Origin of the sequence: Halomicrobium mukohataei DSM 12286 (assembly GCF_000023965.1) — an archaeon.
Classification (GTDB): domain Archaea; phylum Halobacteriota; class Halobacteria; order Halobacteriales; family Haloarculaceae; genus Halomicrobium; species Halomicrobium mukohataei.
The window spans coordinates 2,771,005-2,796,619 of sequence record NC_013202.1; the positions used below are offsets into that span (position 1 = coordinate 2,771,005).

Genomic DNA, 25,615 nt, shown 5'->3' on the forward strand with positions numbered 1-25,615 from the left:
GCGCGATCAAAAGGGTGGCGCGCCACGTCTCACTCGATCGGCGAGAGCGACACCGTCAGCCGGTCACCGTGAGAGACGTCGTCGATCTCCTCGTCGAGCCGCAACAGTGTGACACCGTCCTGGGCGTCGATAACGCGGGCCTCGAACTCGTCGGCACGGAGCCGCGTTTCGATCGCGTCGAGTCGGCGTTCGATGTCGGCCAACCCCGGCGATCCTTCGTCCGCAGGCTCGCCAGCGTCGTCCACCGCAGACTCCGCCGCGTCGTCCACCGCTGACTCCGCCGCGTCGTCGGCCGTCGGCGACGGCGGACTCGTGTCCGCGACCGACTCGCCCCCTCCGAAGCGCTCGTCGAGGCTGTCGAGGTGGAGTCCCTCACCGGTCAGATCAACGGAGGGAGTTCGCTCGACCGTCGGGACGGGAACCGACGACGACGAAATGTCCTGGAACAGGTGCCCGGTCATGTCGGTGTTGGCTTCGACGGTTCTGACGGTGCGCTCGGACACCCAGGGCGGTCCCGTCCACCCGCCCCGATCGAACAGGCAGTACTCGTCGGCGTCGTCGGTGGCCCACACGTAACTGTCGTACCGATCGGTAAAGCGGTCCGCGCCGTCGTTGCGCTGGTGGACGATGACCGCGTGGACCGGATCGTACGCCGCGACCACGTCGTCGACGACCTCTCTCGTCGGATGATTGCTGAAGACGAAATCGGCCGTGGTGCATCGACCCGACGTGACCGGGTCCGTCCCGCCGCCGGTCACTTGGACGACGAAGGCGTTGGCGTCGGTCCGCAGTTGCTCGAAGAGCCTGCTCGAACTCCCGCCGACCGGCACCTCGGGGCCGGCGATGGCGATTGCACCGTTCTCGACGAACTGCCCCGGATCGTCGAATACGGGGATCGACTCGACGGCGGGAACCTCGTACCCGAGCCGGTCGTACACGTTCGCGACGTGACCCGCGAGTCGAATCGGCACCCGCTCGTCGATCCGATCGAAGTAGTGGCCGAGCCAGTAAGCGATCTGGACGCCGGTGAGCGCACTGACACAGGCGAGGACCGGTGCTCCGGCCAGTACCCGCTCCGTGATCGACGTGACGAGCTCCGTAGCCGTCGCCTCGAACGAGGAGTTCGTCGCGCCGGTCAGGACCAGCACGTCGACCGGGAGGTCCGTCGGGAGGCCGGGATACCCCGCCGCCCCGCGTCGCGTGAAGTCCCCGGTGGCCAGGATCGTTCGGTACACGTCGTCGTCCCTGACGGCGAAGAGGAACCCACAGGCACCCGGTGCGTGACCCGCGGGGACCGGATGGACGTGGAGCCCCTCGACGAGGCGCGTCCACGAGTCACACGCGTCGAGTCGGTCGATGACCCGCTCGGTCTCGGTGATGTCGTAGTACGCCTCTCCCGCCGCCAACACGTCTTCGAGAATTGCGGTCGTCGACGGCGTTGCCAGAATCGGTGCGCCGTCTTGAATCACCCGACCGAGCGACTCGTAGTGGTCGAGGTGGGCGTGTGTCAGACAGACGGCCGTCAGGTACTCGTCGGCCGACCGATCCAACAGGTCGTCGACTGTCGCTCCACTTCCGGCGTCGATCAATACGGCGACGGTCTGATCGGGAATCAGCTCCTCGAAACGCAGCAGCGTCGACTCCCTGCCCCCGCGAGGATTCGCGTGTTGATACGTTATGCGCACACTGGTTTCACCATCCCACTGGATCGAAACACTCGATTCGACAATAAATATGTCCCCTGCAAGCCCCGGTGGGGCGGCCGCGGCACAGTCCCGCGTCGCTGCCGTCGTGGACGACGGGAGGGGACCCAGAACCGACGTGGCGACCGCAGTTCACGCGTCGTCGAGCAGGTACCGGAAGGCCCGCAGCGTGTTGTGACCGGCGTCGGTCAGTTCGACGCGTTTCGAGCGCCCTCGCTCGGTGATCGTGACGTAGCCGGTCTCGGCCAGCGGCGAGAGGACGTGACTGTCCAGCAGCCGGTACTGGCTCTTGCGGTTGGCCGCGTCGTGTTCCGCGAGGAAGGGCAGCCCCTCCTCCTCGCCGAAGTCGATCAACGCCCGCTTGGTCACACCGCCTTCCGCTTCGAGGTGTGCCATGACGGCCACCTGCTGGGGATCGGGATGGTCCATTGGATACGTCGGTAGCTCCGTCACCTCGCGGATGCCCTCGGCAACGTCGCCGTCCGTCTCGGCGGCGTAGCGCTCGGCGCGCACGTAGTACGGCGTCGCGCCCGTCGCCATGCAGGCGATCATGCCGCCGATGGCGGTGACCTTGCTGCCGGTCGCGAGGTTGACGTACACGTCGTGGTCGGCGAACTGGGTCGCCAGTTCGGCGATGGTCCCCAGCGAATCGTAGAAGTCGAAGATGTTGCAGTCGATCGTCTCGTGGTCGATGCCCGCACCGTCCAGGCGCTCACGGACGGTCTCGCTGTAAGAGGGATGGGGCGTCTGGTCGTCGTACGCCAGCAACACGACGCGGTCGGCGCTGAACCGCTGGGCAGAGAGGACGATCCGATCGTTCTCGTAGCCGACGGGCATCAGGTGTACGCGCTGGGCAACGTCCATGTCTACGGCGTCGACACCCCGGCACAAAAAGACTGTGTCGACAATAGCGACAACTGTGTCGGCCGTCGCGTGACTGTCGCCGCTGTCGTGACAGAACTCTTACCAGACCCCCGAGTGCGCTCGACCGTGCCGACAGATCTGACCGCAGTCGACGAGTCGCTCGCGGACGCACTGTCAGCCGAACGAGAGCGCCAGCGCGAGACGCTGACGCTGATCGCCAGCGAGAACCACGCCAGCGAGGCCGTCTTGCGGGCACAGGGCTCTGTCCTGACGAACAACTACGCCGAGGGCCGTCCGGGCGACCGCTACTACGCCGGCTGTGAGCACGCCGACGAGGTCGAACGACTGGCAATCGAGCGCGCGAGAGAACTGTTCGACGCGCCCCACGCCAACGTCCAGCCACACTCGGGCACGCAGGCCAACCTCGCGGCCTACGAGGCCCTGCTGGCACCGGGTGACCGCATCCTCTCGCTGGAACTCTCCGATGGCGGCCACCTCAGCCACGGCCACGACGCGACCGCGGTGGCGACCCACTACGACGTAGCCCACTACCACGTCGACCCGGAGACCGGCCGGCTCGACTACGAGGCCGTCACCGAGCGCGCTCGCGAGACGGACCCGGACCTGCTCGTCTCTGGCTACTCTGCGTATCCCCGGCAGATCGACTGGGAGCGTCTGCAAGCGATCGCCGAATCGGTCGACGCCGTCCACGTCGCCGACATCGCCCACCTCACCGGCCTCGTCGCCGCCGATCTCTACCCCTCTCCAGTCGGCGTCGCCGACGTGGTGACCTGTTCGACGCACAAGACGATCCGGTCGGGCCGGGGTGGCATGATCATGGCCAGCGAGGAGTACGCAAAGGCGGTCGACCGAGCGGTGTTCCCGGGCTGTCAGGGCGGCCCGCTGATGCACAACGTCGCGGGCAAGGCCGCAGGCTTCCACGAGGCTCTCCAGCCGGCGTTCGAGTCGTACGCGGACCAGATCGTCGAGAACGCGACCACCCTCGACGAGCAACTGTCCCAGCGCGACTTCGATCTGGTCTCGGGCGGCACCGACGTACACTTCGTCCTCGTGGACTTCCAGCAGAGCCATCCCGATCTCACCGGTCAGCGCGCCGAAGCAGCCCTCGAAGACGCCGGCATCGTCTGCAACAAGTCGACGGTCCCCGGCGACCGGCGCAAATCGACGGTCACCAGCGGCGTCCGCCTCGGCACGCCCGCGATCACGACGCGGGGCTTCGACGCCGACGCGACTCGGCGGCTCGCCGAGGCCATCGCGGACGTGCTCGACGCGCCCGATGACGAGACCGTCCGAGAGAACGCGGGCGAGGTCGTCACCGACCTCTGTGATCGGTTCCCAGTCTACGAATAGCGGCCCCGAACGAGCCGACTCTACCGCCCAGTGTCGTACTTGTAGGTCGCCTCGTCCGGATGTGGACCCGAACGAGCCGAATCTACCGCCCAGTGTCGTACTTGTAGGTCGCCTCGTCCGGATGTGGACCCGAACGAGCCGACTCTACCGCCCAGTGTCGTACTTGTAGGTCGCCTCGTCCGGATGTGGACCCGAACGAGCCGAATCTACCGCCCAGTGTCGTACTTGTAGGTCGCCTCGTCCGGGTCGATCCCGAAGTCCTCCGGCCCTTCCTCCGGCTCGGCTTCTTCGTCGGCACCAGGGGCGGCATCCTTGAACGCGTCACGGAAGCGCTGTGGCAACTCGAAGCGGTCGACGGCCAGCCGGACCGGCACCGCGTCGGGCTGGATGTTCTCCTGTTTGGTCGCCAGTCGCTCGCGGAGTTTCTCCGGCAGCTGAGCCACCTCAATCGGTTCGAACCCGAACTGTGTGAGGTACTCGGCTTCGTCGGTCAGCGAGTACACCTCGTCGAAGCCCTGATCCCCGGCGTACTCAACGAGTCGTTCGATGACGTGTGCGCCGACGCCCTGACCGCGCCAGCGGTCGAGGACGCCGATACTCGTCAGCTCGCAGATCTCCGCGTCGTCGGTCCTGTGGACCCGGATGCGGCCGAAGCCGGCCTTCTCGTTGTCCGCCTCGTCGATCGCGATGACGTAGTCGCGGGACCGAAACGCACTCGCGTCGAGCCCCATCTCCTCGATGTGATCCAGCAACCAGACCTCCTCTCGGTTTTTGGCGTCCCGGACGTACATGCTCGACTCTAGGCCGGCCCGAGTGAAAAGGATACGGTCACCCGCGTCGGAACGCCCGTCGGCTCACATGAACTGGCCGAGGCCGGTCTGTTCCTGGCCGGACTTGACCTCGTCCCACGAGATACCCATCGCTTCGAGGATCCTGGCGATCGGACCCTTCAGCGTCTTGTCGAGCATCTTCTCCCAGTCGACCTCGAACTCTTCGGGAATCTGGTCGGCGAACTCGAAACAGATCACGTCCGGGTCGCGGCGGAACTCGCCGTACAGCGGATCCTCGGCGGGATCGAGTCCCTTCTCGGCCTCGATCCGCTGGAAGAAGTCGTCATGGACTCGATCCAGGTAGAGCCGTTTGGGTTTCGAGCCGCTCTGGAAGTTCGTCCCCAGCAGCATGTTGGCGTACTTCGCCCCGCGCACCTGGGCCGTGTCGGTGTCGTAGCTGTCGAGTTTCTGGCCGATGCCGCCGGGGATACCCACGTCTTCGGGGTCGACGTTGCCGGCCTGGTAGTCCTCGATCACGTCGTGGACGTACTCCTTGATCGTGTCGGCGTCCTCGCCGTGGACGATCATGTCGATGACCTCCTTCTGGACGCGCTTGGTGATCGGTGCGATGTCCGAACGCTGGTACTCGAAGCCGGTGATGTCGATGTCGTCGACGTCTTTGCCCTCCTTCCAGACGATGTGGCCGGCGTAGCGCTTCTTCTTGCCCGCCTGGAAGAAGCGCCGATAGAGCTTCTCGAACTCGATCTGGAAGCGGTGAAACTGCGCGTTGAGTTCTTCGAGGGCAAAATCGTCGTAGGCCTCGTTGATCGTCTCTTCGAGTTCGAACCCCTTCTGGATCGTCGCCGCGACGGTTTCCAGTTCGCCGTCGTCCATCTCGGGGTGTTTTGCCCGCATCTCGTCGGTGACCACAACGTCGCCTTCGACGTCGTCCGGGCCGATGTCTCCGACCTGTAGCATGACGCTGTCAGTATCCCCGTAGACGACCTCGTACCCCTCTCTGGCGACGACTTCGTCGGTGTAATCGATCACCTTGCGACCGGTCGCCGTGACGGCCGCCCCCATCTCCTTGTCGTATAGACGGAACCGATCCCATCCGAGGACACCATAGAGCGACTGACCGACGAACTGGAATTTCCCGTTCCGCCCGGCGAGCAGAGTGTGGTTGTCCTCAACCGTGACACAGTGAACACCGTTTTCAGCCGTGCTTTCACCGCCACTCCGGTGCATCCGGAGCGTGTTCTTGCTGTCTTCGGTGACGTAGATGCGGTACGTTCCACTGTCTTCATTGTAGCTGGCGGTGAGTCCGAGATGAGCACAGAGTCGTAAGACATCGTCGCGGAGCCGTTCACTTGCAGTGCTGTAGCGCCAACTGTTGGTCTGCCAGTCCCCGTCGCCAGCGATAAGCGTATCAAGGAAGGTCCGTTTCTGTGCTTGGCTTGTTTCGAACACGAACTCGGGAATCCGCTTCTCGAAGCTGTCGCTACCACAGAGCCGTTCGAAGAGATCACCAAGCAGTTTCGAAGTGAACTGGTACCCTTTCTCGTCGACGTACGCATCGAACCCCATGCCGTCGAGGAGGCTGCCTATCCGTGTGTGGTCGTCACCAGATCCTCCGTCCGGGACCGCATCCTGTGCAATGTTCACTGTTGTTGAACTACCTCGGAAATGCTCACCAAACTGCTTATCCGCAGATGTGTAGATGCTTCCTTCGGTGATGTACCACGCCAGCAGTTCGAGGAAGTCGTCACCGTCGTAAAACCGTGGAATCCACTTGCGACCGCGCTCAGAGTGGACGTAAAACCCTGAACAGCTCTCATCAATATACGCACGGTGCTCCCGGAACGATTCGGCGTCAAACACGTAGCCAGTCCCGTCTTCACCCTGCTTTTGCATCTTGTCCGGACGGTACCCAACCTCTGCGGCAAGAGTGTGTCCGTGGTCGTCGTTGTCACACCATACCTCGAACGCACCCTCAAGGATGTCGACGAGATCCACCTCGTTGAGCCGCTCACCGTCGGGACCGTCCCAGTCGTGGGGCAGTTCGTAGTTCGTCGCTCGATCGAGTTCGCCCGCTTCGACGAACCCGTACTCGTCTTCGGTGATCCCGTTTGTCTCGTTCTTCCGGACGAGCATCCGGTGGTTCGGCGTCACTCGGAAGTCGATCTTACTCGTCTCGATGTCGACGAGGTCGCCCCGATAGTCGGGGTAGTCGTGGGTCTCGACGACCGGCTTGACCTCCATGCGCATCGTTTCCGGATCGAGAGAGTACACTTCGTCGCCGACTTCGAGATCCGTGATGTCGCGAACGCCCTCGGGCGTGACGACCTCGGTGTCCGGCGTAAAGCAGTTCATGATCACCTTCACCGCCGCTTGTTGCCGGTCGTAGCGCTCGTAGGCGTCCTCTTTCGGGTCGTGATCGTTCCGAAGCGACTTTTTCTCCTCGCGTTCTGATAGGAGTTCGTCGACCATCTCCCGGATCGCGCCGTCCGGTTCCTTCCGGAAGTGGGTCCCGTTGGGCGCGCGGTAGGTGTCGCCGTCGTAGGCCTCCGGGTCGACCTTCGTCTCGGGGCTCGCGTTGGTCGTCACCATGCACATCGGATAGAGGCTCTTCAGGTCCAGCACCGTCACGTTCTCCCTGACACCGGTGATGGGGTCGAACACGGCCCCGCCCTCGTAGTCCTCGCTCTCTTGCTGGCCCTTCGAGGGGAGTGCGAACTCGCCGTGGAGTTTGTGCAGGACGTACATGTCGACGGCGTCACCGGGCGTGGTGGCGTCTTCGAGCTTACAGCCGACGAAGGTGCGGACCTCGTCCCAGAAGGCGACGATGTCCTGATCGCGGTCGAGTTCGACGCAGAGCTCCACGTCCCGGAGGTTGTACTCCAGCAGGCGCTCGGGGTCGTCTTCCCAGAGGTCGCCGATGTCGCCGGGATAGCGTTCCTTGCCGACGCCCAGTTCGACCTCGCCGACCGCGTCGAGCCGGTAGGAGTCGAGTTCGCTGAACTGGGTGCGCTGGTAGGCGTACAGCAGGTCGAAGACGACTCGCCCCTTGATGTCGGGGCCGCCCCAGCCCGAGCGCCAGACCTCGTCCACCCGCGAGAGGCGGTCGACACTGAGGTCGTAGTCGTGGTGTGGGCCCTGCAGTTCTTCCAGTCGGTCGAGGAAGTACGGCGCGTCGAAGTCGTCGAAGTTCCACCCGCTGAGGATGTCCGGGTCCGTCTCGTCGATGTAGTCGACGAAGGCCTCCAGCATCGCCTCCTCCTCGGTGAATCTTCGAATCTCGGCGTCGATCTCGCCCTCGATAGGCTCGTAGTCGGGGAGATGGTCCGGCCCTTCGATCCCGTCGGGGGCCTCGTACAGCCAGAGGACGTACTCGTCGCGGTAGGAGTCGTGACTGGTCAGGCAGACGATCGGCTCCTCGCCGTCCTCGGGGAACCCCGAGCGGTCGTCGACCTCGATGTCGAAGACGTTCACCCGCGGTGTCGCCTGCACGTTCGCGGGCGCGACCTCCGCGTGATGGACCCGGAGACTGCCGTCGTCGTCCTCTCTGAGCGGGACTTCGACACCGCTGGTGAGTCCCTTGTCGATGAGAAATCGGTTGGGAAAGAGGATGTCGGCCTCGTAGTGGTCGAACTCGTCGCGGATCTGTCCCACGTCACGGGGCGTCCGACCGAAGATCTTGACGAGTCGCTCGCCTCGGATCGACTCGTAGGGATCGCCGTCTGCGTCGGTCTCCTCCCAGCCAGTGATGCTGTCGTAGCCTCGCAGTCGCTCCTCCGTGACGTTCTCTGCGGGCGCGTAGAAGTACGGTCGAAAGTCGTAGACGCGGGCGTGGACGGCGTCCTCGGACTCAGTTCGGCCGAAAACGTGGATGACTGGATACTCGTCGTCGCCGCGCCCCTCGATGGTGTAGTCGATCTGGGTGACGGCCATCGAAACCGTCTCCTCGACGTCCTCGAAGAGCCGGTCGCTGGCGTCGACCACGTCGGCGGTCGACGCGCTCGTGCCGGCGACCGCCGCTGCCTCTTGGGCAACGTCGCGCTCGTCGTCAGTGTCGTCGCTGTCGACGAACGCGCCGAGGTCCTGCTGGCCCTGCTCGCTCATGATGTGGCGTCGTTCGGGATGCCCGATAAAAACTACGGCGGTCGGCGATCCACGGCCCAACGTGTCGCTCGAATCGCAGGACGAAAGTATGGTCGCGGCCAGAAGGTATATGGTAACTCATGACATACCTACGTCTGAGTCCCAATGTCGGACAACGCACACGCAGACGAGCGGGACAGCGCGGAGGAACGACGCTCCAAACCCGGACTGCCGGCGGCAGTAGAGACGACCGAAACCTACGAGACCGACGAGGGGACAGTGTTTTACGACGCCGAGAACCCGCTCGCGTGGCTGCAGACGGATTCGGCCGTCACGCTGACCGAGCGCGTGTAGGCCAGGGCGAACTGCTTTTGCCCGGTGGGACGAAAGCCAGGACGTGAGCAGCGACGAGCCCGACGATAGCATTGCGGACGAGGGGCCGACGCCTCCCTCGGTCGACGGCCCCGACCCCGAGCAGATCGGTCCGGGAGTGCCGACCGCCCCCGGAACGGAAACCGATCCGGAATCGATGGGGCCGGAGATTCCCGACCCGCCGGAACCGGGCGCGGCCGACGCCGACGCCGAGAGCGTCCGCCTGTTCTGGAAACTCGTCCTGGTGTTCAACGTCGCCGTCTTCGGCCTCGCCGTCGGCCCGATGTTCGCGTACTTTCTGGGGGACTGGGACCGCGGCCTCCAGATTTTCGCCGTCGGTGCGCTGGCGCTCGTGTACGGGCTCGTCAGGTACTACGGCTTCCATCGAGACCGGCGGGAAGACGCTCGGTGAGACCGTCGCCATCAGCGGTGCTCGGTGCTCGCCCACGCGATATGCCGACGCCGCGTGCGGACTGCTCGTCCGCAGACAACACAACACCTACACGCGTTCCGGCCGAACGGCGACCGATGCGAACTGTGGAAGACCGTGAGGGTGATCGGTATCTGCTGGTCAAGCAATCCAGCGAGTCGAGTCTCGTCCGCGATCCGGCGACCGGCGAGGAGCGCCACCTCCCGAACGACGCTCTCGAACCGGTGACGGAGACGAGCCCGCTCTCGACGGCGGCAACTGCGGTGTCCGAGCCGCTCCGTCGAGTCGTGACCGCCACACACGACGACCGCGCGCTGGGACTGCTGGTGACACTCGAAGCGCGCGGCCCGACCGACGTACGCGTCCTCCTCGATCGGTACGAGCTGTGCGAGAGCGATCTCCACGGCCTGCTGGCGGAGTTTCGCGCTGCCGGGCTGGTCGCGGAAGCGGACGTGCCGGGCGGCCGCGGGTACGACACTACTGCGGTCGCCAGCGAGGCCCTGGCGACGCTGCGGGGCGACTAGTCCGCGGCGTCCGCGACGACGCCCGCCTCGACTCGCTGTGCCGTCGAGCGGTTGGTCGTCGAGTTCTTTTCGACGCGGACCAGCGCGTCGGCCGCACCCACGAGTTCCTCGTCGTGGCTGACGACGACGATCTGCTCGACGCCCACGTCGTCGCGCATGAACTCGATCAGGCCGAGCAGCCGTGAGACGTGCCCGGAGTCGAGAAAGACGGTCGGCTCGTCGAGGATCAGCGGCGGCATCGGTGCGGCCCCCTCGATCCCCTCGGCCAGCAGGCGGTAGATCGCACATCGGAGACTGAGGTTGAACAGCGCGCGCTCGCCCCCCGAGAGCTGCTCGGGATCGAGCGCCTCGCCGTCTTTCTGGTACACCGTCAGCTGGTACTCTCCGTCGAGTTCGATGTGCGAGTACGAGTCGTTCTGGTAGACCAGATCGAACACGTCGTTGAGCATCCGTTCGAGCGTCTCGACGTTGCGCTGGCGCAGCTCCGCTCGGACGGTGCCGTACATCGACTCCAGCTCCTCGGCTTCCTCGTACAGCGTCGCGAGCTTCTCGACGGTCGCCGCCAGTTCGTCGCGACGGTCACGGAGCTCCTCCAGGGCCTCGATCTCGTTTTCGACGGCCCCGGCACTCGCCTGTAAGTCGTCGCGTTCGGCCCGGAGTTCGTCGAGCTTATCGTCTGCCTGCTGGATGTACTCCGTCGCCCGCTCGCGTTCCGCGCGGGCCTCCTGGACGTTTGCGTCGTCGAACTCCGCTTCGAGGGCGGACGTGCGCTCTCGCTTGTCGGCGAGTCGCTCGCGGCGCTCGTCGTTGATCTCGCCTTTCTGCTGGCGCTGCTCGCGCAGTCGTTCGAGGTCGTCCTCACAGTCCTCGACCGCCGCGAGCAGCGTCTCGATGCGTTCGAGCCGTTCCAGCTCCGTCTTGCACTCCTGGCGCTGCTGATTGCAGTCTGCGACGACGTCGCGACACTCCTGGGCCGCTTGCTCGGCCTCGGTGGCCGCCTCGCGCTTCTCGTCGGCCTCCGAGGCCAACTCCTCGGCGTCGGCCCGGAGCTGTTCGATCCGGTCTTCCTCCTCGTCGAGTCCCGACTCGCGGTCCTCGATCAAGCGCGTAACGTCGTCGCGTCTCGTCTCCAGCGTCTCGATCTCGGCCGCCGTCTCGACGAGTTGCTCGGCTCGTTCGAGTCGCTCCTCGCGGGTCGTCACCGTCTCGCGAGCCGCTTCGAGTTCACGTTCGTGTTCCTCGATGCGGTCGCGCCGTTCGTCGATCTCCGCGACGTGAGGTGAGTCTCCCACGTCCTGTCCGCACTCGGGACACTTCCCGGCTTCGAGGAGCTGCTGGGCCTCGGCGACGCGCTCGCGTTCGGTTTCGAGCGTCGTCTCCAGTTCCGTGACCCGCTGGCGCGCGTCTTCGAGCGTCGACGCGACCTCGTCGCGGTGGTCTTCGACGCCGTCTCGATCCACCGGTGCCCCCTCGAAGCGGGCCGCGAGTGTCTCGATTCGCTCGTCGATCTCGTCGAGTTGGTCGCGCCGTTCCCGTACGTCCTCGCGGGTATCGGCCAACTCGGCTTCGAGCCGCTCGGCCTCCTCGCGTTTCTCCGTGGCTCGCTCGTCGAGAGTCGCGGCGCTCTCGCGCAGCGACTCGGCCTCGCTGCCGTGTTCCGAGGCCGCGACCCGCTGCTGTTCGATCCGGTCTCGCAGCTCGTCGTCGCGGGCAGTCAGTTCGTCGATCCGGTCCGAGACGGCCTCGGAGTCGGCGCTGTCGAGGGCGCTCTCGGCGACGGCCTCCCGGAGCTCCGTCTCGCGCTCGCTCAGCGTCTCCTTTCGGTCCCGAATTCGCTCGTCGATCTCGTCTCGCTCCCGTTCGGTTTCGGCGATCGTTTCGCGGAGCTCGTCGATCTCGGCTTCGAGTTCGTCGAGTTCGGCCTGTCTCTCCTCGTGGTCGTCGATGATCGACTGGGCGTCGTCTCGGGTCTCGACTGCCCGCTCGCGCTGGCCTTCGATGCGTTCGATCTCCTCGCTGGTCTGGGCGATCTGGCTCCGGAGTTCGTTGAGACGGTCGTAGAGGTCACGCTCCTCCTTCTCGGCGATCTGCTCTTCGAGCTGGCCCAGCGCGCCCTGTTTGTCGTCGCGAACGCGGCCGATGCCGACGCGGGCGTCGCTCGCCCGCTCGCGGTACTCCTCTAGCTTCCCGAGCTGGAGGAGGTCGTCGAGCATGTCCTGGCGCTGGCTCGGCGAAGCGTTGATCAGCTTGTTGACCTCGCCCTGCCTGACGTACGCACAGTTGACGAACGCCTCGCTGTCCATCCGGAGGAGTTCGGTGACGCGGCGGCGGACGGCGCGAGCCCCGTCGAAGCTCCCCTCCGGTGTTTCGAGGACGCACTTGGCGGTCGTCGCTCGCTCGCCCGTCGCCCGGACCCGGCGCTCGATGTGGAAGTCGCCGCCGCCGTGGCTGAACCACAGCTCGACGGTCGCGTCGTCGGCCCCGATCGAGACGATCTCGTCGAGGTTCTCGTCGAGGGCCTTGGTCCCGTAGAGCGCGAAGAAACAGGCCTCCAGCAGCGAGGACTTCCCGCTGCCGTTGAGGCCGTGGATGATCGTCACGCCGCGGTCGAGCCGCAGGTCGGCCTCGCCGTAACACTTGAAGTTCTCCATCCGGACCCGAGAGATCCTCATCGGATCACCTCTCGGGAGGCCGTGTCGTCTCTCACAGGTACTCCCCCATCGTCGACTGGTCGTCCGGGTCCGCCGACCCCGTCTCGCCAGCGGCGTCAGCTGTCTCGTCCGTCGCGGAACTTCGGTCGTCGGTCGGCGCGTGGCCGCCGTCGGCTTCGGTCTCCGGGTGCGCGCTCTCGGCGTCGGCACCGTCGAAGGCAGCCAGATCGCCCGCTTCGACGAGGTCGGCGACGCGCTCTTCGACGGTGTCGGCGACGTTCGAGTCGGGGACCTTCGAGGCGCGAATCGTCTCGTCGATGTCTCGGGCTGCCTCACTCAGACCGAGTTCTCGCACGCGCTCGTGGACGGCCTCGTCTGGGTCGGCGAAGCTCACCGCCACCTCGCGTTCGTCGGCGAACTCCCGGTGGTCGGTGACGCGCGCGACCAGCGCCCCCTGATCGAGTGCGAACTCCTCGATGCCGGCCGGCGTGATCGGCTCGCCCTCGCCGTCGACGTGAACGATCACGACCGCGTCGCTCAGATCGTACTCGCCGACGCGCTCGCGAACGTGTTCGAGCCCTTCGTCGCCGGCCAGTTCGACCTCGACGAAGACGAACTCGCGGGTGTCGAGTCCCCGGCGCGTGATGGTCACGTCGTCGTCGAACGTGACGATGTTGTACCCCCGGTCGTCGCGCTCGTCCGCACTGGCGCGCTCGGTCGATCCACAGTAGGTGAGCCACGCCTCGTCGACCTGCTTCGTGCCGGGCGCGTGCTCGTCGCCCAGCAAGAGCGCGTCGAAGTCGACGGTGGCCTCGTCGACGATCGCCGTGGCGTCCCAGGTGCCGTAGTCGAAGGGCTGGAACTGGCCGTGACTGACCAGCGCGGCGTGGTCGGCCCCGTGGGACGCGAACTCGTAGTCGAGCGCGTCGCGCTGTGAGCGCGGGACGTAGTCGAGGCCGTAGAAGGCCGTGTCACCGATCACGCGCGGTTCGTCGTCGAGACGAGTCGCCAGCCCCAGCGACTCGTAGAGGTCGAGCCACTGGGCGTCGCGCTTTGCCTCGTGGTTACCGACGACGGCCAGAAACGGGATGTCGGCGTCGTCGAGTCGCTCCAGTACGTCCAGCGTTCCGAGCACGTCCGTGAGCGTCGGTCGCCGGTCGTGAAACAGGTCGCCAGCGTGGACGACGGCGTCGGCCCCCGAACCGATCGCGTCGTCGACGACCTGTCGGAACGCATTCAGGAAGTCGTCCCGGCGCTCGGGCACGTGGTACTGCTGGTACCCGATGTGGGTGTCGCCGGTGTGTATGACCCGCGTCATCTGCTCTCGACTTTGGCACCGTCGCCTAAAGAGGTTCCGCGACCGGGGTGAAACTGATCGCCCGACGCAGCGGCCCGATACCGCCGATATGCGGTCAGCGTCTCGCGTCCGCGCTGGCTGGCGGCGCTGACAGACTCCTCGGCCGCCTCGACGGCTCGTTCGAGGTCCGTCAGTCCGCCCTCGTCGACGAAGGCCGCGGCCGCCGCCAGATCGTCGAGTGCGTCGGTCGCCCGTTCGATCGTCTCCCTGTGCTCGGCCTGGAGGGCGGTCGGCGTCGCGTCCGAGCGGTCGGTCTCGTCGGTGTCCGCGAGCGCACGCAGCCGCGCCTTGACTGTCGCTTCGTCGGTCACGAGGCGGGCTGTGGCGCGTTCACACAAAAGGCTGTGGCCCGTTACTGCTCGACGGTCAGGGTGTAGATGCGCTTTCGCGCGTCCGCGAAGGAGAACCGTGAATCGACGGCCCCCGCCTCTTCGAGGCGGTTGAGCGCGTAGCGGACGGTCCGTGCGGGCAACAGCGTCTCCTCGGAGAGCTGGCTCTGCGTGAGCGTTCCGTTGTACTCCAGGACCTTCGCGACGAGTTTGGCACTCGGTGGGAGTTCGCGGACCGCGTCCCACTCGACGGTCGTCGGCTCCGATGCACCACCGGGTCGATCGAGTTCTGACGTGCTCATGCTACTCCACCGTTGGAAATACAGAGTGATAATATTTCCTGTTCTATTTTATAATCTATAGTAATCAGGCGGTGGCGAAGGGGGAAACACCTGAGACGCCAGATATTCGGCGCGAGACGGTCCAGAAACGGTGGGGTCAGAACCTGACCCGACCCGAAGCCTCATAATGGCTGACCCGCTAGCGAGTGGTAATGACCGACACCGTCGACGAGGTCGATCTACCGTACGACGACGACGCGTCCCAGCAGGAGAAAATCGAGGCGTTACAGGAGCGTCTGGAAGTACTGGAGGATCAAAACGAGGAGATGCGCGACAAGCTGCTGGACGCCAACGCCGAGAACAACAAGTACCAGCAGAAGCTCGAACGGCTCACTCACGAGAACAAGAAGCTCAAGCAGTCGCCGCTGTTCGTCGCCACCGTCCAGGAGCTGACCGACGAGGGCGTCGTCATCAAGCAACACGGCAACAACCAGGAGGCCCTGACCGAGGTCACCGACGAGATGCGCGACGGTCTCGAACCGGACTCCCGTGTCGCCGTCAACAACTCCCTGTCGATCGTCAAGCGCCTCGACGACGAGACCGACGTGCGGGCTCGCGTGATGCAGGTCGACCAGAGCCCCGAGGTGACCTACGCAGACATCGGCGGGATCGAAGAGCAGATGGAGGAAGTCCGCGAGACGGTCGAACTTCCGCTCAAGTCCCCCGAGATGTTCGAGGACGTGGGGATCGATCCGCCCTCCGGCGTGCTCCTGCACGGCCCGCCCGGCACCGGGAAGACGATGCTGGCGAAGGCCGTCGCCAACCAGACCGACGCCACGTTCATCAAGATGGCCGGCTCCGAACTGGTCCACAAGTTCATCGGCGAGGGGTCGAAGCTGGTGCGGGACCTGTTCGAACTGGCCCGCAACGAGGAGCCCGCCGTCGTCTTCATCGACGAGATCGACGCCATCGCTGCCAAGCGGACGGACTCGAAGACCTCCGGCGACGCCGAGGTCCAGCGGACGATGATGCAGCTGCTCAGCGAGATGGACGGCTTCGACGAGCGCGGCGAGATCCGCCTCATCGCCGCGACCAACCGCTTCGACATGCTCGATCGGGCGATCCTCCGGCCCGGCCGCTTCGATCGGCTCATCGAAGTCCCCAAGCCCGACTACGAGGGTCGCAAACAGATCTTCCAGATCCACACCCGCGGCATGAACGTCGCCGACGACGTGGACTTCGAGCGACTCGCCGGTGACATCGACGAGGCGTCGGGTGCCGACGTGAAGGCGATCTGTACGGAAGCGGGGATGTTCGCCATCCGTGACGATCGCACCGAAGTCCGGATGCAGGACTTCACCGACGCCTGGGAGAAAATCGAGTCCGAAGAGAGCGACGCCCAGGACGTGTCGCCGACGTACGCCTGATACAGCCGGCCGTATGAGTTCCGGCAGAAGATCTTTTTTCTCCGACGACGAACCCCGACCATGGATTCACTCGACCGCTTCGAGGAGCCGCCATGGCTGGCGGCCGTCGCGACGACGATCAGCTACGGCCTCGTCTTGCTCGTGCTCTTTGTCTTGCTGTTCGTCGTTCCGTTCCTGCTGGTCTCCTAGCGCGACTCGGCCTCGTAGGTGATCGTCACGGACACCTCGACGCTGACCGGACCGCCGTCGATCGTCGTCTCGGAGCGGCTGTCGGCCGACTCGAAACTCGCTGTGGAACCGAAAAAGGGCTCGCCGGCCGAGACGGAGTCGACACCCGTGATCGTCAGTGACTCGGCCCCAGCGAGGGTCTGGGCCTGGGTCCGTGCACTCTCTGCCGCCCTCCCGAGCGCCGTCTGGCGGAGTTCGCTCCGGTTCTCGCTCGTGAGGCGGAACTCGACGCCCCGGACGGACGTGGCACCGTTCTGGACGGCGATGTCGACCAGTTCACCGGCGCGGTTCGTGTCGTTCGCCCGGATCTCGAAGCCCTGGCTGGCCCTGTAGGTTACGTCCTCGGCCCCTGGGTCTGGTGATCCCTGCGTGGGCGTTTCGAACCCCGGACGGACCGCCTCCAGAGAGTAGTCCGTGGTGGTGCGGTCGTCCGCCGCGACACCGGCCTCGGAGAGAGCCGACCGCAGCTGTGACGTGTTGGCTGCCAGCTGCTCCGTGGCCGCCGCGGGGCTGTCGGCGGTCACGACGGATGCGACGCGTACGACGACGACATCTGGTTGGGCACTGGCCTGACCCGTCGCCGAGACCGTGATGGTCGTCGGCTCCGACGCCGAATCCGTCGGTGTCTCGGTCGCTGTCGGTGTCTCGGTCGCTGTCGGGTCGTTACCTGCCTGTGCACCCACTGCACCGGGCAAAACACCCGCGACGGCGACGACGGTGAGAGTCGCCAGACCGACGGCGAGCACCGCGCGCTGTGTACTCATGTCGGGTGACTGGCGCTCCCCGGTCTTTGTTATAGGGCGCTCTGTTCGGGTTTTCTGGCATTATTCTACCATCAGTGCCGGTAACAGTGCCTTATCGGCCCCCGATCACATCCCCATGTCGGCGGCTGCATCCGGCACCGGGAGATCGTGGGGACCGACGCCGAGGAGTTCGGCAGCGTGGTCCAGCGCCATGTCGAAGCCGTAGTAGCGTTCGAGTTCGTCGCCGTCGGCGGTCGGTCTGACCTTGAGCATGGCGTACCCATCAGTGTTCTGAGCGATCGCGGCCGTCCGCCCGTCGCGATCGTATTCGAGGACGCGCTCGGTGTCGGTCTCGCGATACCGTGCCGTGATCCCGTCGGCTTCGGCCACGTCGTCTGTCATCGTCGGCTCTAGGGACGAGGGGTAGTCGAAACTGTCGGTCGGTGCGTGCCAGAACGGAACGCTTGTCAGCCAGAGCGCCGAGCCACTGCCTGTGAGCGTTCGCCTCGTCGCTCGTGCCGGCAGCGACGCCAGACAGTGGTTCGAGCGGCGATTTCGCGTCGACACGCGCGCGCTGGCAGCGCTGCGGGTCGCCCTGGGAACGATACTGCTCCTCGACGTGCTCCTGCGAGCGCGCCACCTCGCGGCCTTCTACACCGACGCCGGTGTCCTCCCCACGTCGACCCTGCGGAACGTCGTCGGGACGCCCGCTCTGCTGACGATCCACGCTCTCTCGGGGAGTGTCTGGCTACAGGTCTGTCTCTTCTTCGCGGCCGGTCTCGCGGCGCTGGCGCTGCTGATCGGGTACCGAACGCGACTCGCGACGCTGCTCTCGCTCGTCCTGTTGCTCTCGCTTCAGATCCGGAACCCGTTCGTGCTCAACGGCGGCGACACGCTCCTGCGGCGGCTGCTGTTCTGGGGCCTGTTCGTGCCGCTGGGTGAGCGGCTGTCTGTCGACGCGACCGAGGCGACCGATTCGACGCCGCAGACGGCGGTGAGCGGGCTCGCGACCGTCGGACTGCTCGGGCAGGTCGTCGCGGTCTATGCCGTCAACGCTGTCGTGAAACTCCGGGGCGACGCGTGGCTCTCCGGACGGGCGCTGGCGCTCGTCTTCGATCTCGATCACTACACCGTCCTCGCGGGCGATCTCCTGGCACCCGTCCCGCTGCTCCCGGCGCTGCTGGGCTGGAGTTGGCTGGCCCTCCTGGTGGCGTCGCCGCTGCTCGTCGGCCTCACCGGCAGAGCCCGCGGGGCGCTCGCCGGGCTGTTCGTCGCGGGCCACGCGGGCATGCTGGTGACGGTCTGGGTCGGCCTCTTTCCGCTGGTCTCGATCGCCGCGCTGCTCCCCTTCTTCCCGGCGTTCGTCTGGGACCGCGTGTGGGCTGTCGTCCCCGACGGATGGGATCGCTGGAGCGCGTCGCGTCTCGACGGTCACGCCGTCGGGACGATCCCGGCGTCAGTTCGGCGCGCACTCGGTGGGCTCCGACGGCCGCTACTGATCCTCGTGCTGGCGGCGATGCTCGTCTCGAACGCCGCCACGCTGGGGGTGGCTCCGGTCGCCGACGCCGACGTGCCCGAGCAGTCCTGGGACATGTTCGCTCCCGCGCCACCGGGCGTCGACGGGTGGTTCGTCGCACCGGGAACGACGACGGCCGGGCGAGAGGTCGACGCGCTCGCGACGGCACCGCTGAGCTGGGAGCGGCCGTCGAAGCTCGAACGCGCGTACCCGAGTACGCGCTGGCGAAAGTACCTGCTCCGACTCCGGAGCGGAGACACCGAACCGCGCCGGGCAGCGCTCGCGGGCTTCCTCTGTCAGCGCTGGAATCGCACTCACGAGCGGGGGCTCGAACGGGTCGGCCTCGTGTTCGTCGCCGAGCCGACGCGACCGAACGGGACGGACCCACAGCGCCGAGAGGCGCTGGGGACGTACTCGTGTCGGTCCGCGACCGAGAAAGGCAACAGTCGAGTGTCGCCCGTGCCTCGGTGAGCCCATGACGAAGTGGCTCCAGAGCGGTCGCCGCCGGGACATCTGTATCATCCTCGCTGGCGAAGACGGACTGAACGGCCAGACGCTCAAGACGCGACTCGAACGACACTACGACGAGCGGATCGACCCAAAGAGCTTCTACGGCGCACTGTCGGCGATGGTCGACAGTGGATTTCTGGAGAAAGAGACCGAAGGGATCGCCGACGAGTACTCGCTGACCGAGGCGGGTGCTGCTCGTCTCGACGAACAGTACGCGTGGATGCGCGAGCAACTGGACAGGACCGAGGGCGGGGACGGCTGAGCCGTTCGATTTGGAGGGCGACCGAGTCGGTGCGAGAGTGACCCTTAAGTGCGGTGCAGCGTATTCCCACAGTATGTTTCCGCCCCGTTCCGCCCTCTACGCGAGTCTCGACGCGCTCCCGTTTGCCGCCCTCGGGACGCTCGCAGTGTTCGTGTTCGGTACCGCTGGCGGTCTGTCGTCCGAAGCAGTCGGCGCGACCGCCGCGCTCGTCGGCGCTGCGCTCCTCCTCGGTCTGGGGACGATCAGCGCCAACCGACACCAGACAGAGGGGAAGCCGTTCTACTTCACGCGGGCCGTCGTCGTCGAGGGACTGCTCTCGTTCCCTTAGTCGAGCAACTGGTCCGCGATCGTGTTGCGCAGCACCTCGCTGGTGCCCTCGTAGATCTCGTTGAGCTTCGCGTCGCGGTAGAACCGCTCGACGGGGAAGTCCTTGGTGTAGCCGTAGCCGCCGTGGATCTGGATGCCCTCGTTGGCGACCTCGCGCGAGACCTCCGACGCGTACAGCTTCGCCTGTGCGGCCTCCTTGACGAAGTTCTCGCCGCGGATCTTCTTGTCCGCGGCCTTGTGCATCAGCATCCGGGCGGCCTCGGTCTTCGTGTCCATGTCCGCGAGCTTGTGCTGGATCGCCTGGAAGTCGCCGATGGGCTGGTCGAACTGCTCGCGCTCACCGGCATAGTCGAGCGCCTCGTCCAGTGCCGCCTGGGCGATCCCGACGCCGCGGGCGGCGATCGTGATCCGGCCGCCGTTGAGCGTCTTCAGCGCGTGGACGAACCCGCGTCCCGCCTCGCCCAGGCGGCGGTCTGCGGGCAGGTGCATGTCGTCGAACCGCAGTTCCGCCGTCGGACAGCCCTTGTCGCCGAGCTTGTGTTCGGTGCCCTCGACGTGGAACCCGTCGTCTTCTTCGGGCCGGACGACGAACGACGAGATTCCCTTGTTGCCCGCTTCCGGGTCGGTCTTGGCGAAGAGGACGACCGTATCTGCGACGGAACCGTTCGAGATCCACAGCTTGCCGCCGTCGACGACGTACTCGTCGGGTTCCTCGCCCTCGTGTGGATCGCCGCCGACCGGCTTCGCCGTCGTCTCCATGGCCGGCACGTCGCTGCCGGCACCGGCCTCCGACAGCGCGAACGCGCCGATCTCCTCGCCTTCCGCGAGCGGCGTGAGGTACGCCTCTTTCTGGGCCTCGTCGCCGAACTCGTAGATCATGTTGCAGGCCAGCGAGATGTGGGCCGCGACGACGGTTCCCAGCCCGCCACTGCCCCGAGCGATCTCTTCGAGGGCCATCGCGTAGGCGTGGTAGTCGAGGCCAGCGCCGCCGTACTCCTCGGGAATCGGCATCCCCATCAGACCGAGATCCGCCATCTGGTCGACGAGATCCTGCGGGAACTCGTCGGTCTCGTCGATCTCGGCGGCCCGCGGGACGACCTCCTCGTCGACGAACTCGGCGACCATCTCCTGGATCTGGCGCTGCTCCTGGGTGGGGGCGAAGTCCATACACCGATGTTGCGAGCCTCGGTGCTTCATACTACCGGCTGTAAATCTGTGAACGATTTCGCGACCTCGTGGTCGCGAATATCTTGAAACAGTGACAGTCGGCAGTCTCACTCGTACTCGTAGAACCCGTTCCCGCTCTTTTTGCCCAGATGACCGGCCTCGACTTTCCGGCGGAGGAGATAGGCTGGCTGGTAGCGGTCGCCGAGCTGCTCGTGTAGCGTCTCGGTGGCGTCCAGCACCACGTCCAGCCCGATGTGGTCGGCCAACTCCAGCGGGCCCATGGGCACGTTCGTCCCGAGTTTCATCCCCCGGTCGATGTCGTCCTTGGTGGCGACGCCCTCGTCGTACGCCCGGATGCCCTCGTTGAGCCACGGCATCAGGATCCGGTTGGTGACGAAGCCGGGTTTGTCGTCGGACTCCCAGGTCTCCTTGTCCAGCGAGGCGGCGAACTCGTGAGCGGCTTCGACCGTCGCCTCCGCGGTGCGCTCGCCGACGACGAGCTCGACCCCCTTCATCAGTGGCACGGGGTTCATGAAGTGGAGACCGACGACGTGCTCGGGGCGCGTCGTCGCGCTCGCGATGGTCGTGATCGAGATCGTGCTGGTGTTGGTCGCGAGCACGACCCCGGAGCGACACACCTCGTCGAGGTCCGAGAAGACCGACCGTTTTACCTCTACGTCTTCGACGACCGCCTCGACGACGAGGTCGGCGTCGGCGAGGTCGTCGAGGTCGGTCGTGCCGGTAATCCGCTCGCGAGCGGCGGTGCTCTCGGACTCGGTGAGCGTGTCGTTCGCGACGAGTCGCGAGAGGCTGTCGTCGATCGCCTCGAACCCCTCGGTGACCAGGTCCTCGGCGACGTCGCGCATCACCACGTCGTAGCCGTGGGTCGCAGCCACCTGTGCGATGCCGCTTCCCATCGTGCCAGCCCCGACAACGGCGACCGTCTGGATCTCTCCGATATCGGACATGCGCGACGGTTCGACCGCTATCGTGGTAAATATGGTGCCCCGTGACACGCCACACGTCCCCCTACGAAGCGGATAGTAGAGCCGCTTCTTGAGAATATTAACTCAGATCGTAGTAAATGTCAAGAACAATGTATATATGCCCTGCTCGTGAATCGACTGGTGATGCGTCCCATCGACGCGACTCCGCTTACGCGCGACGGCAACGTACTGATCCTGGCATACGATCACGGGCTCGAACACGGCCCAGTCGACTTTGCCGGCCGCCCCGAGAGTGCCGATCCCGAGTCGGTGTTTCGGGCCGCAACGCACGACGCCGTCACGTCGCTGGCAGTGCAGAAGGGAGTCGGCGAGGCGTACTACCCGTCCTACGAGGACGACGTGACGCTGCTCGCGAAGCTCAACGGCACCTCGAACATGTGGATAGGCGAACCCGACTCGTCGGTCAACTGCTCGGTCGAGTACGCCGCGACCCAGCTGGAGGCCGACGCCGTCGGATTCACGATCTATCCCGGCTCGAACAACGAGGTCGAGATGGTCGAGGAGTTCCGCGAGATCCAGGAGGAAGCTCGCGAGTACGACATGCCCGTCGTCCTGTGGTCCTACCCGCGCGGACAGGGACTCAAAAACGACACGAAGGAAGACATCATCGCATACGCCGCCCGGCTCGGACTGGAACTGGGCGCGGACGTGACGAAGGTGAAGTACCCCGGTAGCAAGGAGGGGATGGCCCACGCCGTCGAGATGGCCGGCAAGAGCAAGGTCGTGATGAGCGGCGGTTCGAAACGCTCCGACGAGGCGTTCCTCCAGAGCGTCCGCGCGGTCATGGACGCCGGCGGCGCGGGGCTCGCCGTCGGACGCAACGTCTGGCAACGAGAACAGCCCGAGCAGATCCTCGACGCGCTCGAACGCGTCATCCACGACGGGCAATCCGTCGACGCAGCACTTCAATGAGTAAATCAACCGACCTCACCCCGGGTATGACCGACACGACGACCGGGCGCATCGTCGGCGAGTTCGCCGACGCCGCGACCGAAATCCGCGAGGCGATCGCGACGGAGCGCCAGTTCGCCGACGAGGAGAACCCGAGCGGCGAGAGCCAGCTCGCTGCCGACCTGGTCGCCGACGAACTGCTCGAAGAGCGCCTCCTGGCACTCGACGGCGTCGGGAGCTACGCCAGCGAGGAACGCGAGTCAGTCACCGTCGACGAGGGCCACCGCCACGTCGCCGTCGACCCGCTCGACGGCTCCTCGAACCTCGAACCAAACAGCGGCATGGGGACGATCTTCGGCGTCTACGACACGCAGCCGCCGACGATCGGCCGGAACCTCGTGGCCGCCGGCTTCGTCATCTACGGCCCGACGACCTCGATGGTCGTGGCGCGCAACGACCGCGTCCGCGAGTACATCATCCACGACGGGGACGCTCGCGTCGTCGACGACGACGTGTCGGTCCCGACGGACCCGACAGTTTATGGCTTCGGGGGCGGTCGGGAGAACTGGAACGACGCGTTCGCCGACTACGCGACGGAGCTCCAGGAACGGCTCAAGCTCCGCTACGGCGGCGCGATGATCGCCGACGTGAGCCAGGTCCTCACCTACGGAGGGCTCTTCTCCTACCCCGCACTGGAGTACCGGCCGACGGGGAAACTGCGCCTCCAGTTCGAAGGGCAGCCGATGGGCTACATCGTGGAGGCCGCTGGCGGCAAGTCATCGGACGGACACCAGTCGCTCCTGGATCGGGAGATCGACGACATCCACGACCGAACGCCGCTGCACCTCGGCAACACGTCGCTGATCGAGCGCCTCGAAGAGCGATACGAACGCCACGAGTAGTCTGCGGAAATCGACGCTGGTTTTGCGGATCTCGGAACGGTCCAGAGGCGTCACTTGCCACGCCGACGGGGTCGGACTCGCCGGCAGTCTTGTAACAGTGCGGTGTGATGCGACAGACATGAAGGTGCGCATCGCCGCCGGTGCAACCCACGAAGAGGCGTCAGCAATTGCCGCTGCCATCGCCGAACACGTCGGCGAGGCCGTCCGCGTCTTCGTCGGTGACGACGAAGAGCCACGCGTGGTCCATCGGGTCGACGAGTCGGGCGACGACAGCGGGGACGACGAGACGGCCGACGACGACCTCGGCCCGACCGACCGCGAGCGTCGCCTGCGCGAGGAGATCGCCGACATCGAGGCCGGCGGTCCGGAGCGATACCGCGAGCGCCTCTCCGACCAGGGGAAGCTGTTCGTTCGGGACCGACTGGAGCTGTGGTTCGGCGATCTGACCTTCGAAGACGGCAAGTTCGCGAACTTCGACAGCTGGTCGCCGGATTCTCCCACCGTCGACGAGGCAGATCCCGACCGGCGACTGCCGGCCGACGGGCTGTTGACCGGAGCGGCGGAGTTCGAGGACCGCTCGGTTCACTTCATGGCCAACGACTTCACCGTCAAGGCCGGGTCGATGGCAGAGCGCGGGGTCGAGAAGTTCCTCCGGATGCAACAGCGTGCGCTGACGACCGGACGGCCGGTGTTGTACCTGATGGACTCGTCCGGGGGTCGAATCGACCAACAGCGGGGCTTTTTCGCCAACCGCGAGGGGATCGGGAAGTACTACTACAACCACTCGATGCTCTCCGGTCGCGTCCCACAGATCTGCGTGCTGTACGGCCCCTGTATCGCTGGCGCGGCCTACACGCCCGTGTTCGCCGACTTCACGGTCATGGTCGAAGGGATGAGTGCGATGGCCATCGCCAGCCCCCGAATGGTGGAGATGGTGACCGGCGAGGAGATCGATCTCGACGAACTCGGCGGCCCGGACGTCCACGCACGCCACTCCGGGAGCGCCGATCTCGTCGCCGAAGACGAAGAACACGCTCGGGACCTCGTCGCACAGCTGATCGGCTACCTGCCGGACAACGCCGACGAAGACCCGCCACGGACCGACGGCCACGAGCCCGCCAAGTCCCCAGCGGGGATCGACGGCGTCATTCCGCAGGCACCCAACCGGGGCTACGACGTGCGCCGCCTCGTCGAGCGGGTGATCGACGCCGACTCGTTGCTGGAGTTGCGCCCTCGCTACGGCCAGGAGATGCTCACGGCGTTCGCCCGGATCGACGGCCGCCCCGTCGGGATCGTCGCCAACGACCCGAGCCAGCGGGCCGGCGCGATCTTCCCCGACGCCGCCCGGAAGGCCGCCGAGTTCGTCTGGACCTGTGACGCGTACAACGTCCCGCTGCTGTACCTCTGTGACACGCCGGGGTTCATGGCCGGCTCGCAGGTCGAGAAAGAGGGGATCCTCGAAGCGGGCAAGAAGCTCATCTACGCGACCTCCTCGGCGACGGTGCCCAAACAGTGTGTCATCACCCGGAAGGCCTACGGTGCTGGCATCTACGCGATGTCCGGGCCGGCCTACGACCCGGAAGCGACCCTCGCCTTGCCGTCGGGCGAGATCGCGATCATGGGACCGGAGGCCGCGATCAACGCCGTCTACGCCAACGAACTGGCCGACATCGAGGACGAGGAGGAACGCGCCAGACGGGAGGCGGAGCTTCGCGAGCAGTTCCGCGAGGACATCGACGTCCACCGGATGGCCAGCGAGGTCGTCATCGACGAGATCGTCCCGCCGAGCGATCTGCGGACGGAGCTTGCCGCCCGCTTCGCGTTCTACGAGGACGTGGAGAAGGACCTCCCCTCGAAGAAACACGGGACCGTGCTGTGACGG

At 65.9% G+C, this 25,615-nt stretch carries 24 protein-coding genes; 12 read left to right on the forward strand and 12 right to left on the reverse strand.

Annotated elements, in window-relative coordinates:
• Positions 1-29: 29 nt before the first annotated feature.
• Positions 30-1,685 carry an MBL fold metallo-hydrolase gene (locus tag HMUK_RS14005; protein ID WP_015763837.1) on the reverse strand — a complete coding sequence of 552 codons (1,656 nt, stop codon included), beginning with the start codon at positions 1,683-1,685 and terminating at the stop codon, positions 30-32.
• Between the two features lie 150 nt (positions 1,686-1,835).
• The gene (locus HMUK_RS14010) at positions 1,836-2,567 is read right to left on the reverse strand and encodes an HFX_2341 family transcriptional regulator domain-containing protein (RefSeq protein WP_015763838.1); all 732 of its coding nucleotides are present in this window, start codon (positions 2,565-2,567) and stop codon (positions 1,836-1,838) included.
• A gap of 126 nt (positions 2,568-2,693) precedes the next feature.
• Between HMUK_RS14010 and glyA the strand changes: the two genes are divergently transcribed.
• Positions 2,694-3,938, forward strand: coding sequence for a serine hydroxymethyltransferase (gene glyA, locus HMUK_RS14015; protein WP_015763839.1), 1,245 nt, complete (start codon positions 2,694-2,696; stop codon positions 3,936-3,938).
• A gap of 206 nt (positions 3,939-4,144) precedes the next feature.
• Here glyA and HMUK_RS14020 read toward each other — a convergent pair whose 3' ends face one another.
• Both HMUK_RS14020 and HMUK_RS14025 read right to left on the reverse strand, forming a co-directional pair.
• Positions 4,145-4,729, reverse strand: coding sequence for a GNAT family N-acetyltransferase (locus HMUK_RS14020; protein WP_015763840.1), 585 nt, complete (start codon positions 4,727-4,729; stop codon positions 4,145-4,147).
• Between the two features lie 63 nt (positions 4,730-4,792).
• Positions 4,793-8,830 carry a DNA polymerase domain-containing protein gene (locus HMUK_RS14025; protein ID WP_015763841.1) on the reverse strand — a complete coding sequence of 1,346 codons (4,038 nt, stop codon included), beginning with the start codon at positions 8,828-8,830 and terminating at the stop codon, positions 4,793-4,795.
• Between the two features lie 144 nt (positions 8,831-8,974).
• Between HMUK_RS14025 and HMUK_RS14030 the strand changes: the two genes are divergently transcribed.
• The 3 genes from HMUK_RS14030 (at position 8,975) to HMUK_RS14040 (ending at position 10,135) form a co-directional block, all read left to right on the forward strand.
• Entirely contained in the window at positions 8,975-9,163 is a 189-nt protein-coding gene (locus HMUK_RS14030) for a DUF7331 family protein (RefSeq protein WP_015763842.1), read from the forward strand.
• Positions 9,164-9,206: 43 nt separating this feature from the next.
• Positions 9,207-9,593: a DUF7322 domain-containing protein gene (locus HMUK_RS14035; protein ID WP_015763843.1), complete on the forward strand. Its 387-nt coding sequence runs from the start codon at positions 9,207-9,209 to the stop codon at positions 9,591-9,593.
• 116 nt (positions 9,594-9,709) lie between these two features.
• On the forward strand, positions 9,710-10,135 hold the full coding sequence (locus HMUK_RS14040; protein WP_015763844.1) for a DUF7346 family protein: 426 nt from the start codon (positions 9,710-9,712) through the stop codon (positions 10,133-10,135).
• Here HMUK_RS14040 and rad50 read toward each other — a convergent pair.
• Genes rad50 through HMUK_RS14060 form a run of 4 tightly spaced genes read right to left on the reverse strand, consistent with a single transcriptional unit; the run spans position 10,132 to position 14,774 of the window.
• Entirely contained in the window at positions 10,132-12,807 is a 2,676-nt protein-coding gene (gene rad50 / locus HMUK_RS14045) for a DNA double-strand break repair ATPase Rad50 (RefSeq protein WP_015763845.1), read from the reverse strand. The two genes, HMUK_RS14040 and rad50, sit on opposite strands and share 4 nt — an antisense overlap.
• Before the next feature lie 31 nt (positions 12,808-12,838).
• On the reverse strand, positions 12,839-14,104 hold the full coding sequence (gene mre11, locus HMUK_RS14050; protein ID WP_015763846.1) for a DNA double-strand break repair protein Mre11: 1,266 nt from the start codon (positions 14,102-14,104) through the stop codon (positions 12,839-12,841).
• Positions 14,101-14,454 (reverse strand): hypothetical protein, encoded by a 354-nt coding sequence (locus HMUK_RS14055; protein ID WP_015763847.1) that lies wholly within the window; start codon positions 14,452-14,454, stop codon positions 14,101-14,103. Before HMUK_RS14055 ends, mre11 begins: the two co-directional genes overlap by 4 nt.
• 41 nt (positions 14,455-14,495) lie before the next feature.
• Positions 14,496-14,774 (reverse strand): MarR family transcriptional regulator, encoded by a 279-nt coding sequence (locus tag HMUK_RS14060; protein ID WP_015763848.1) that lies wholly within the window; start codon positions 14,772-14,774, stop codon positions 14,496-14,498.
• Positions 14,775-14,965: 191 nt separating this feature from the next.
• Here HMUK_RS14060 and pan1 point away from each other — a divergent pair, with 191 nt between their 5' ends.
• Entirely contained in the window at positions 14,966-16,180 is a 1,215-nt protein-coding gene (gene pan1 / locus HMUK_RS14065; protein ID WP_015763849.1) for a proteasome-activating nucleotidase Pan1, read from the forward strand.
• A gap of 60 nt (positions 16,181-16,240) precedes the next feature.
• On the forward strand, positions 16,241-16,369 hold the full coding sequence (locus HMUK_RS18060; RefSeq protein WP_015763850.1) for a hypothetical protein: 129 nt from the start codon (positions 16,241-16,243) through the stop codon (positions 16,367-16,369).
• On the opposite strand, the gene HMUK_RS14070 is transcribed toward HMUK_RS18060, so the two are convergent.
• The gene (locus tag HMUK_RS14070; protein ID WP_015763851.1) at positions 16,366-17,172 is read right to left on the reverse strand and encodes an SIMPL domain-containing protein; all 807 of its coding nucleotides are present in this window, start codon (positions 17,170-17,172) and stop codon (positions 16,366-16,368) included. The genes HMUK_RS18060 and HMUK_RS14070 overlap by 4 nt on opposite strands.
• Positions 17,173-17,277: 105 nt before the next feature.
• Positions 17,278-17,553: a DUF7111 family protein gene (locus HMUK_RS14075; protein WP_015763852.1), complete on the reverse strand. Its 276-nt coding sequence runs from the start codon at positions 17,551-17,553 to the stop codon at positions 17,278-17,280.
• A 91-nt stretch (positions 17,554-17,644) separates the two neighbouring features.
• On the opposite strand from HMUK_RS14075, the gene HMUK_RS14080 reads away from it, so the two are divergent.
• From HMUK_RS14080 to HMUK_RS14090, 3 genes are all read left to right on the forward strand, one after another.
• Positions 17,645-19,138, forward strand: coding sequence for an HTTM domain-containing protein (locus HMUK_RS14080; RefSeq protein ID WP_015763853.1), 1,494 nt, complete (start codon positions 17,645-17,647; stop codon positions 19,136-19,138).
• Positions 19,139-19,142: 4 nt separating this feature from the next.
• Positions 19,143-19,439: a PadR family transcriptional regulator gene (locus HMUK_RS14085; protein WP_015763854.1), complete on the forward strand. Its 297-nt coding sequence runs from the start codon at positions 19,143-19,145 to the stop codon at positions 19,437-19,439.
• A gap of 73 nt (positions 19,440-19,512) precedes the next feature.
• Positions 19,513-19,767: a hypothetical protein gene (locus HMUK_RS14090; protein WP_015763855.1), complete on the forward strand. Its 255-nt coding sequence runs from the start codon at positions 19,513-19,515 to the stop codon at positions 19,765-19,767.
• Here HMUK_RS14090 and HMUK_RS14095 read toward each other — a convergent pair.
• Entirely contained in the window at positions 19,764-20,933 is a 1,170-nt protein-coding gene (locus HMUK_RS14095) for an acyl-CoA dehydrogenase (RefSeq protein WP_015763856.1), read from the reverse strand. The two genes, HMUK_RS14090 and HMUK_RS14095, sit on opposite strands and share 4 nt — an antisense overlap.
• 107 nt (positions 20,934-21,040) lie before the next feature.
• On the reverse strand, positions 21,041-21,901 hold the full coding sequence (locus HMUK_RS14100) for a 3-hydroxyacyl-CoA dehydrogenase family protein (protein WP_015763857.1): 861 nt from the start codon (positions 21,899-21,901) through the stop codon (positions 21,041-21,043).
• Positions 21,902-22,063: 162 nt separating this feature from the next.
• Here HMUK_RS14100 and HMUK_RS14105 point away from each other — a divergent pair, with 162 nt between their 5' ends.
• The 3 genes from HMUK_RS14105 (at position 22,064) to HMUK_RS14115 (ending at position 25,612) form a co-directional block, all read left to right on the forward strand.
• Positions 22,064-22,852, forward strand: a complete 789-nt coding sequence (locus HMUK_RS14105) for a class I fructose-bisphosphate aldolase (protein WP_015763858.1) — start codon at positions 22,064-22,066, stop codon at positions 22,850-22,852.
• On the forward strand, positions 22,849-23,733 hold the full coding sequence (locus tag HMUK_RS14110; protein ID WP_015763859.1) for a class 1 fructose-bisphosphatase: 885 nt from the start codon (positions 22,849-22,851) through the stop codon (positions 23,731-23,733). Before HMUK_RS14105 ends, HMUK_RS14110 begins: the two co-directional genes overlap by 4 nt.
• 118 nt (positions 23,734-23,851) lie before the next feature.
• Positions 23,852-25,612, forward strand: coding sequence for an acyl-CoA carboxylase subunit beta (locus tag HMUK_RS14115; protein ID WP_015763860.1), 1,761 nt, complete (start codon positions 23,852-23,854; stop codon positions 25,610-25,612).
• Positions 25,613-25,615: the final 3 nt, after the last annotated feature.

Bases quoted from the DNA above. Each gene is read 5' to 3' on its own strand.
- HMUK_RS14010 (WP_015763838.1), bottom strand. From the start codon at position 2,567: ATGGACGTTGCCCAGCGCGTACACCTGATGCCCGTCGGCTACGAGAAC.
- HMUK_RS14020 (WP_015763840.1), bottom strand. From the start codon at position 4,729: ATGTACGTCCGGGACGCCAAAAACCGAGAGGAGGTCTGGTTGCTGGAT.
- HMUK_RS14025 (WP_015763841.1), bottom strand. From the start codon at position 8,830: ATGAGCGAGCAGGGCCAGCAGGACCTCGGCGCGTTCGTCGACAGCGAC.
- HMUK_RS14030 (WP_015763842.1), top strand. From the start codon at position 8,975: ATGTCGGACAACGCACACGCAGACGAGCGGGACAGCGCGGAGGAACGA.
- HMUK_RS14040 (WP_015763844.1), top strand. From the start codon at position 9,710: ATGCGAACTGTGGAAGACCGTGAGGGTGATCGGTATCTGCTGGTCAAG.
- rad50 (WP_015763845.1), bottom strand. From the start codon at position 12,807: ATGAGGATCTCTCGGGTCCGGATGGAGAACTTCAAGTGTTACGGCGAG.
- mre11 (WP_015763846.1), bottom strand. From the start codon at position 14,104: ATGACGCGGGTCATACACACCGGCGACACCCACATCGGGTACCAGCAG.
- HMUK_RS14060 (WP_015763848.1), bottom strand. From the start codon at position 14,774: ATGAGCACGTCAGAACTCGATCGACCCGGTGGTGCATCGGAGCCGACG.
- pan1 (WP_015763849.1), top strand. From the start codon at position 14,966: ATGACCGACACCGTCGACGAGGTCGATCTACCGTACGACGACGACGCG.
- HMUK_RS18060 (WP_015763850.1), top strand. From the start codon at position 16,241: ATGGATTCACTCGACCGCTTCGAGGAGCCGCCATGGCTGGCGGCCGTC.
- HMUK_RS14070 (WP_015763851.1), bottom strand. From the start codon at position 17,172: ATGAGTACACAGCGCGCGGTGCTCGCCGTCGGTCTGGCGACTCTCACC.
- HMUK_RS14075 (WP_015763852.1), bottom strand. From the start codon at position 17,553: ATGACAGACGACGTGGCCGAAGCCGACGGGATCACGGCACGGTATCGC.
- HMUK_RS14085 (WP_015763854.1), top strand. From the start codon at position 19,143: ATGACGAAGTGGCTCCAGAGCGGTCGCCGCCGGGACATCTGTATCATC.
- HMUK_RS14090 (WP_015763855.1), top strand. From the start codon at position 19,513: ATGTTTCCGCCCCGTTCCGCCCTCTACGCGAGTCTCGACGCGCTCCCG.
- HMUK_RS14095 (WP_015763856.1), bottom strand. From the start codon at position 20,933: ATGGACTTCGCCCCCACCCAGGAGCAGCGCCAGATCCAGGAGATGGTC.
- HMUK_RS14100 (WP_015763857.1), bottom strand. From the start codon at position 21,901: ATGTCCGATATCGGAGAGATCCAGACGGTCGCCGTTGTCGGGGCTGGC.
- HMUK_RS14105 (WP_015763858.1), top strand. From the start codon at position 22,064: ATGCGTCCCATCGACGCGACTCCGCTTACGCGCGACGGCAACGTACTG.
- HMUK_RS14110 (WP_015763859.1), top strand. From the start codon at position 22,849: ATGAGTAAATCAACCGACCTCACCCCGGGTATGACCGACACGACGACC.
- HMUK_RS14115 (WP_015763860.1), top strand. From the start codon at position 23,852: ATGAAGGTGCGCATCGCCGCCGGTGCAACCCACGAAGAGGCGTCAGCA.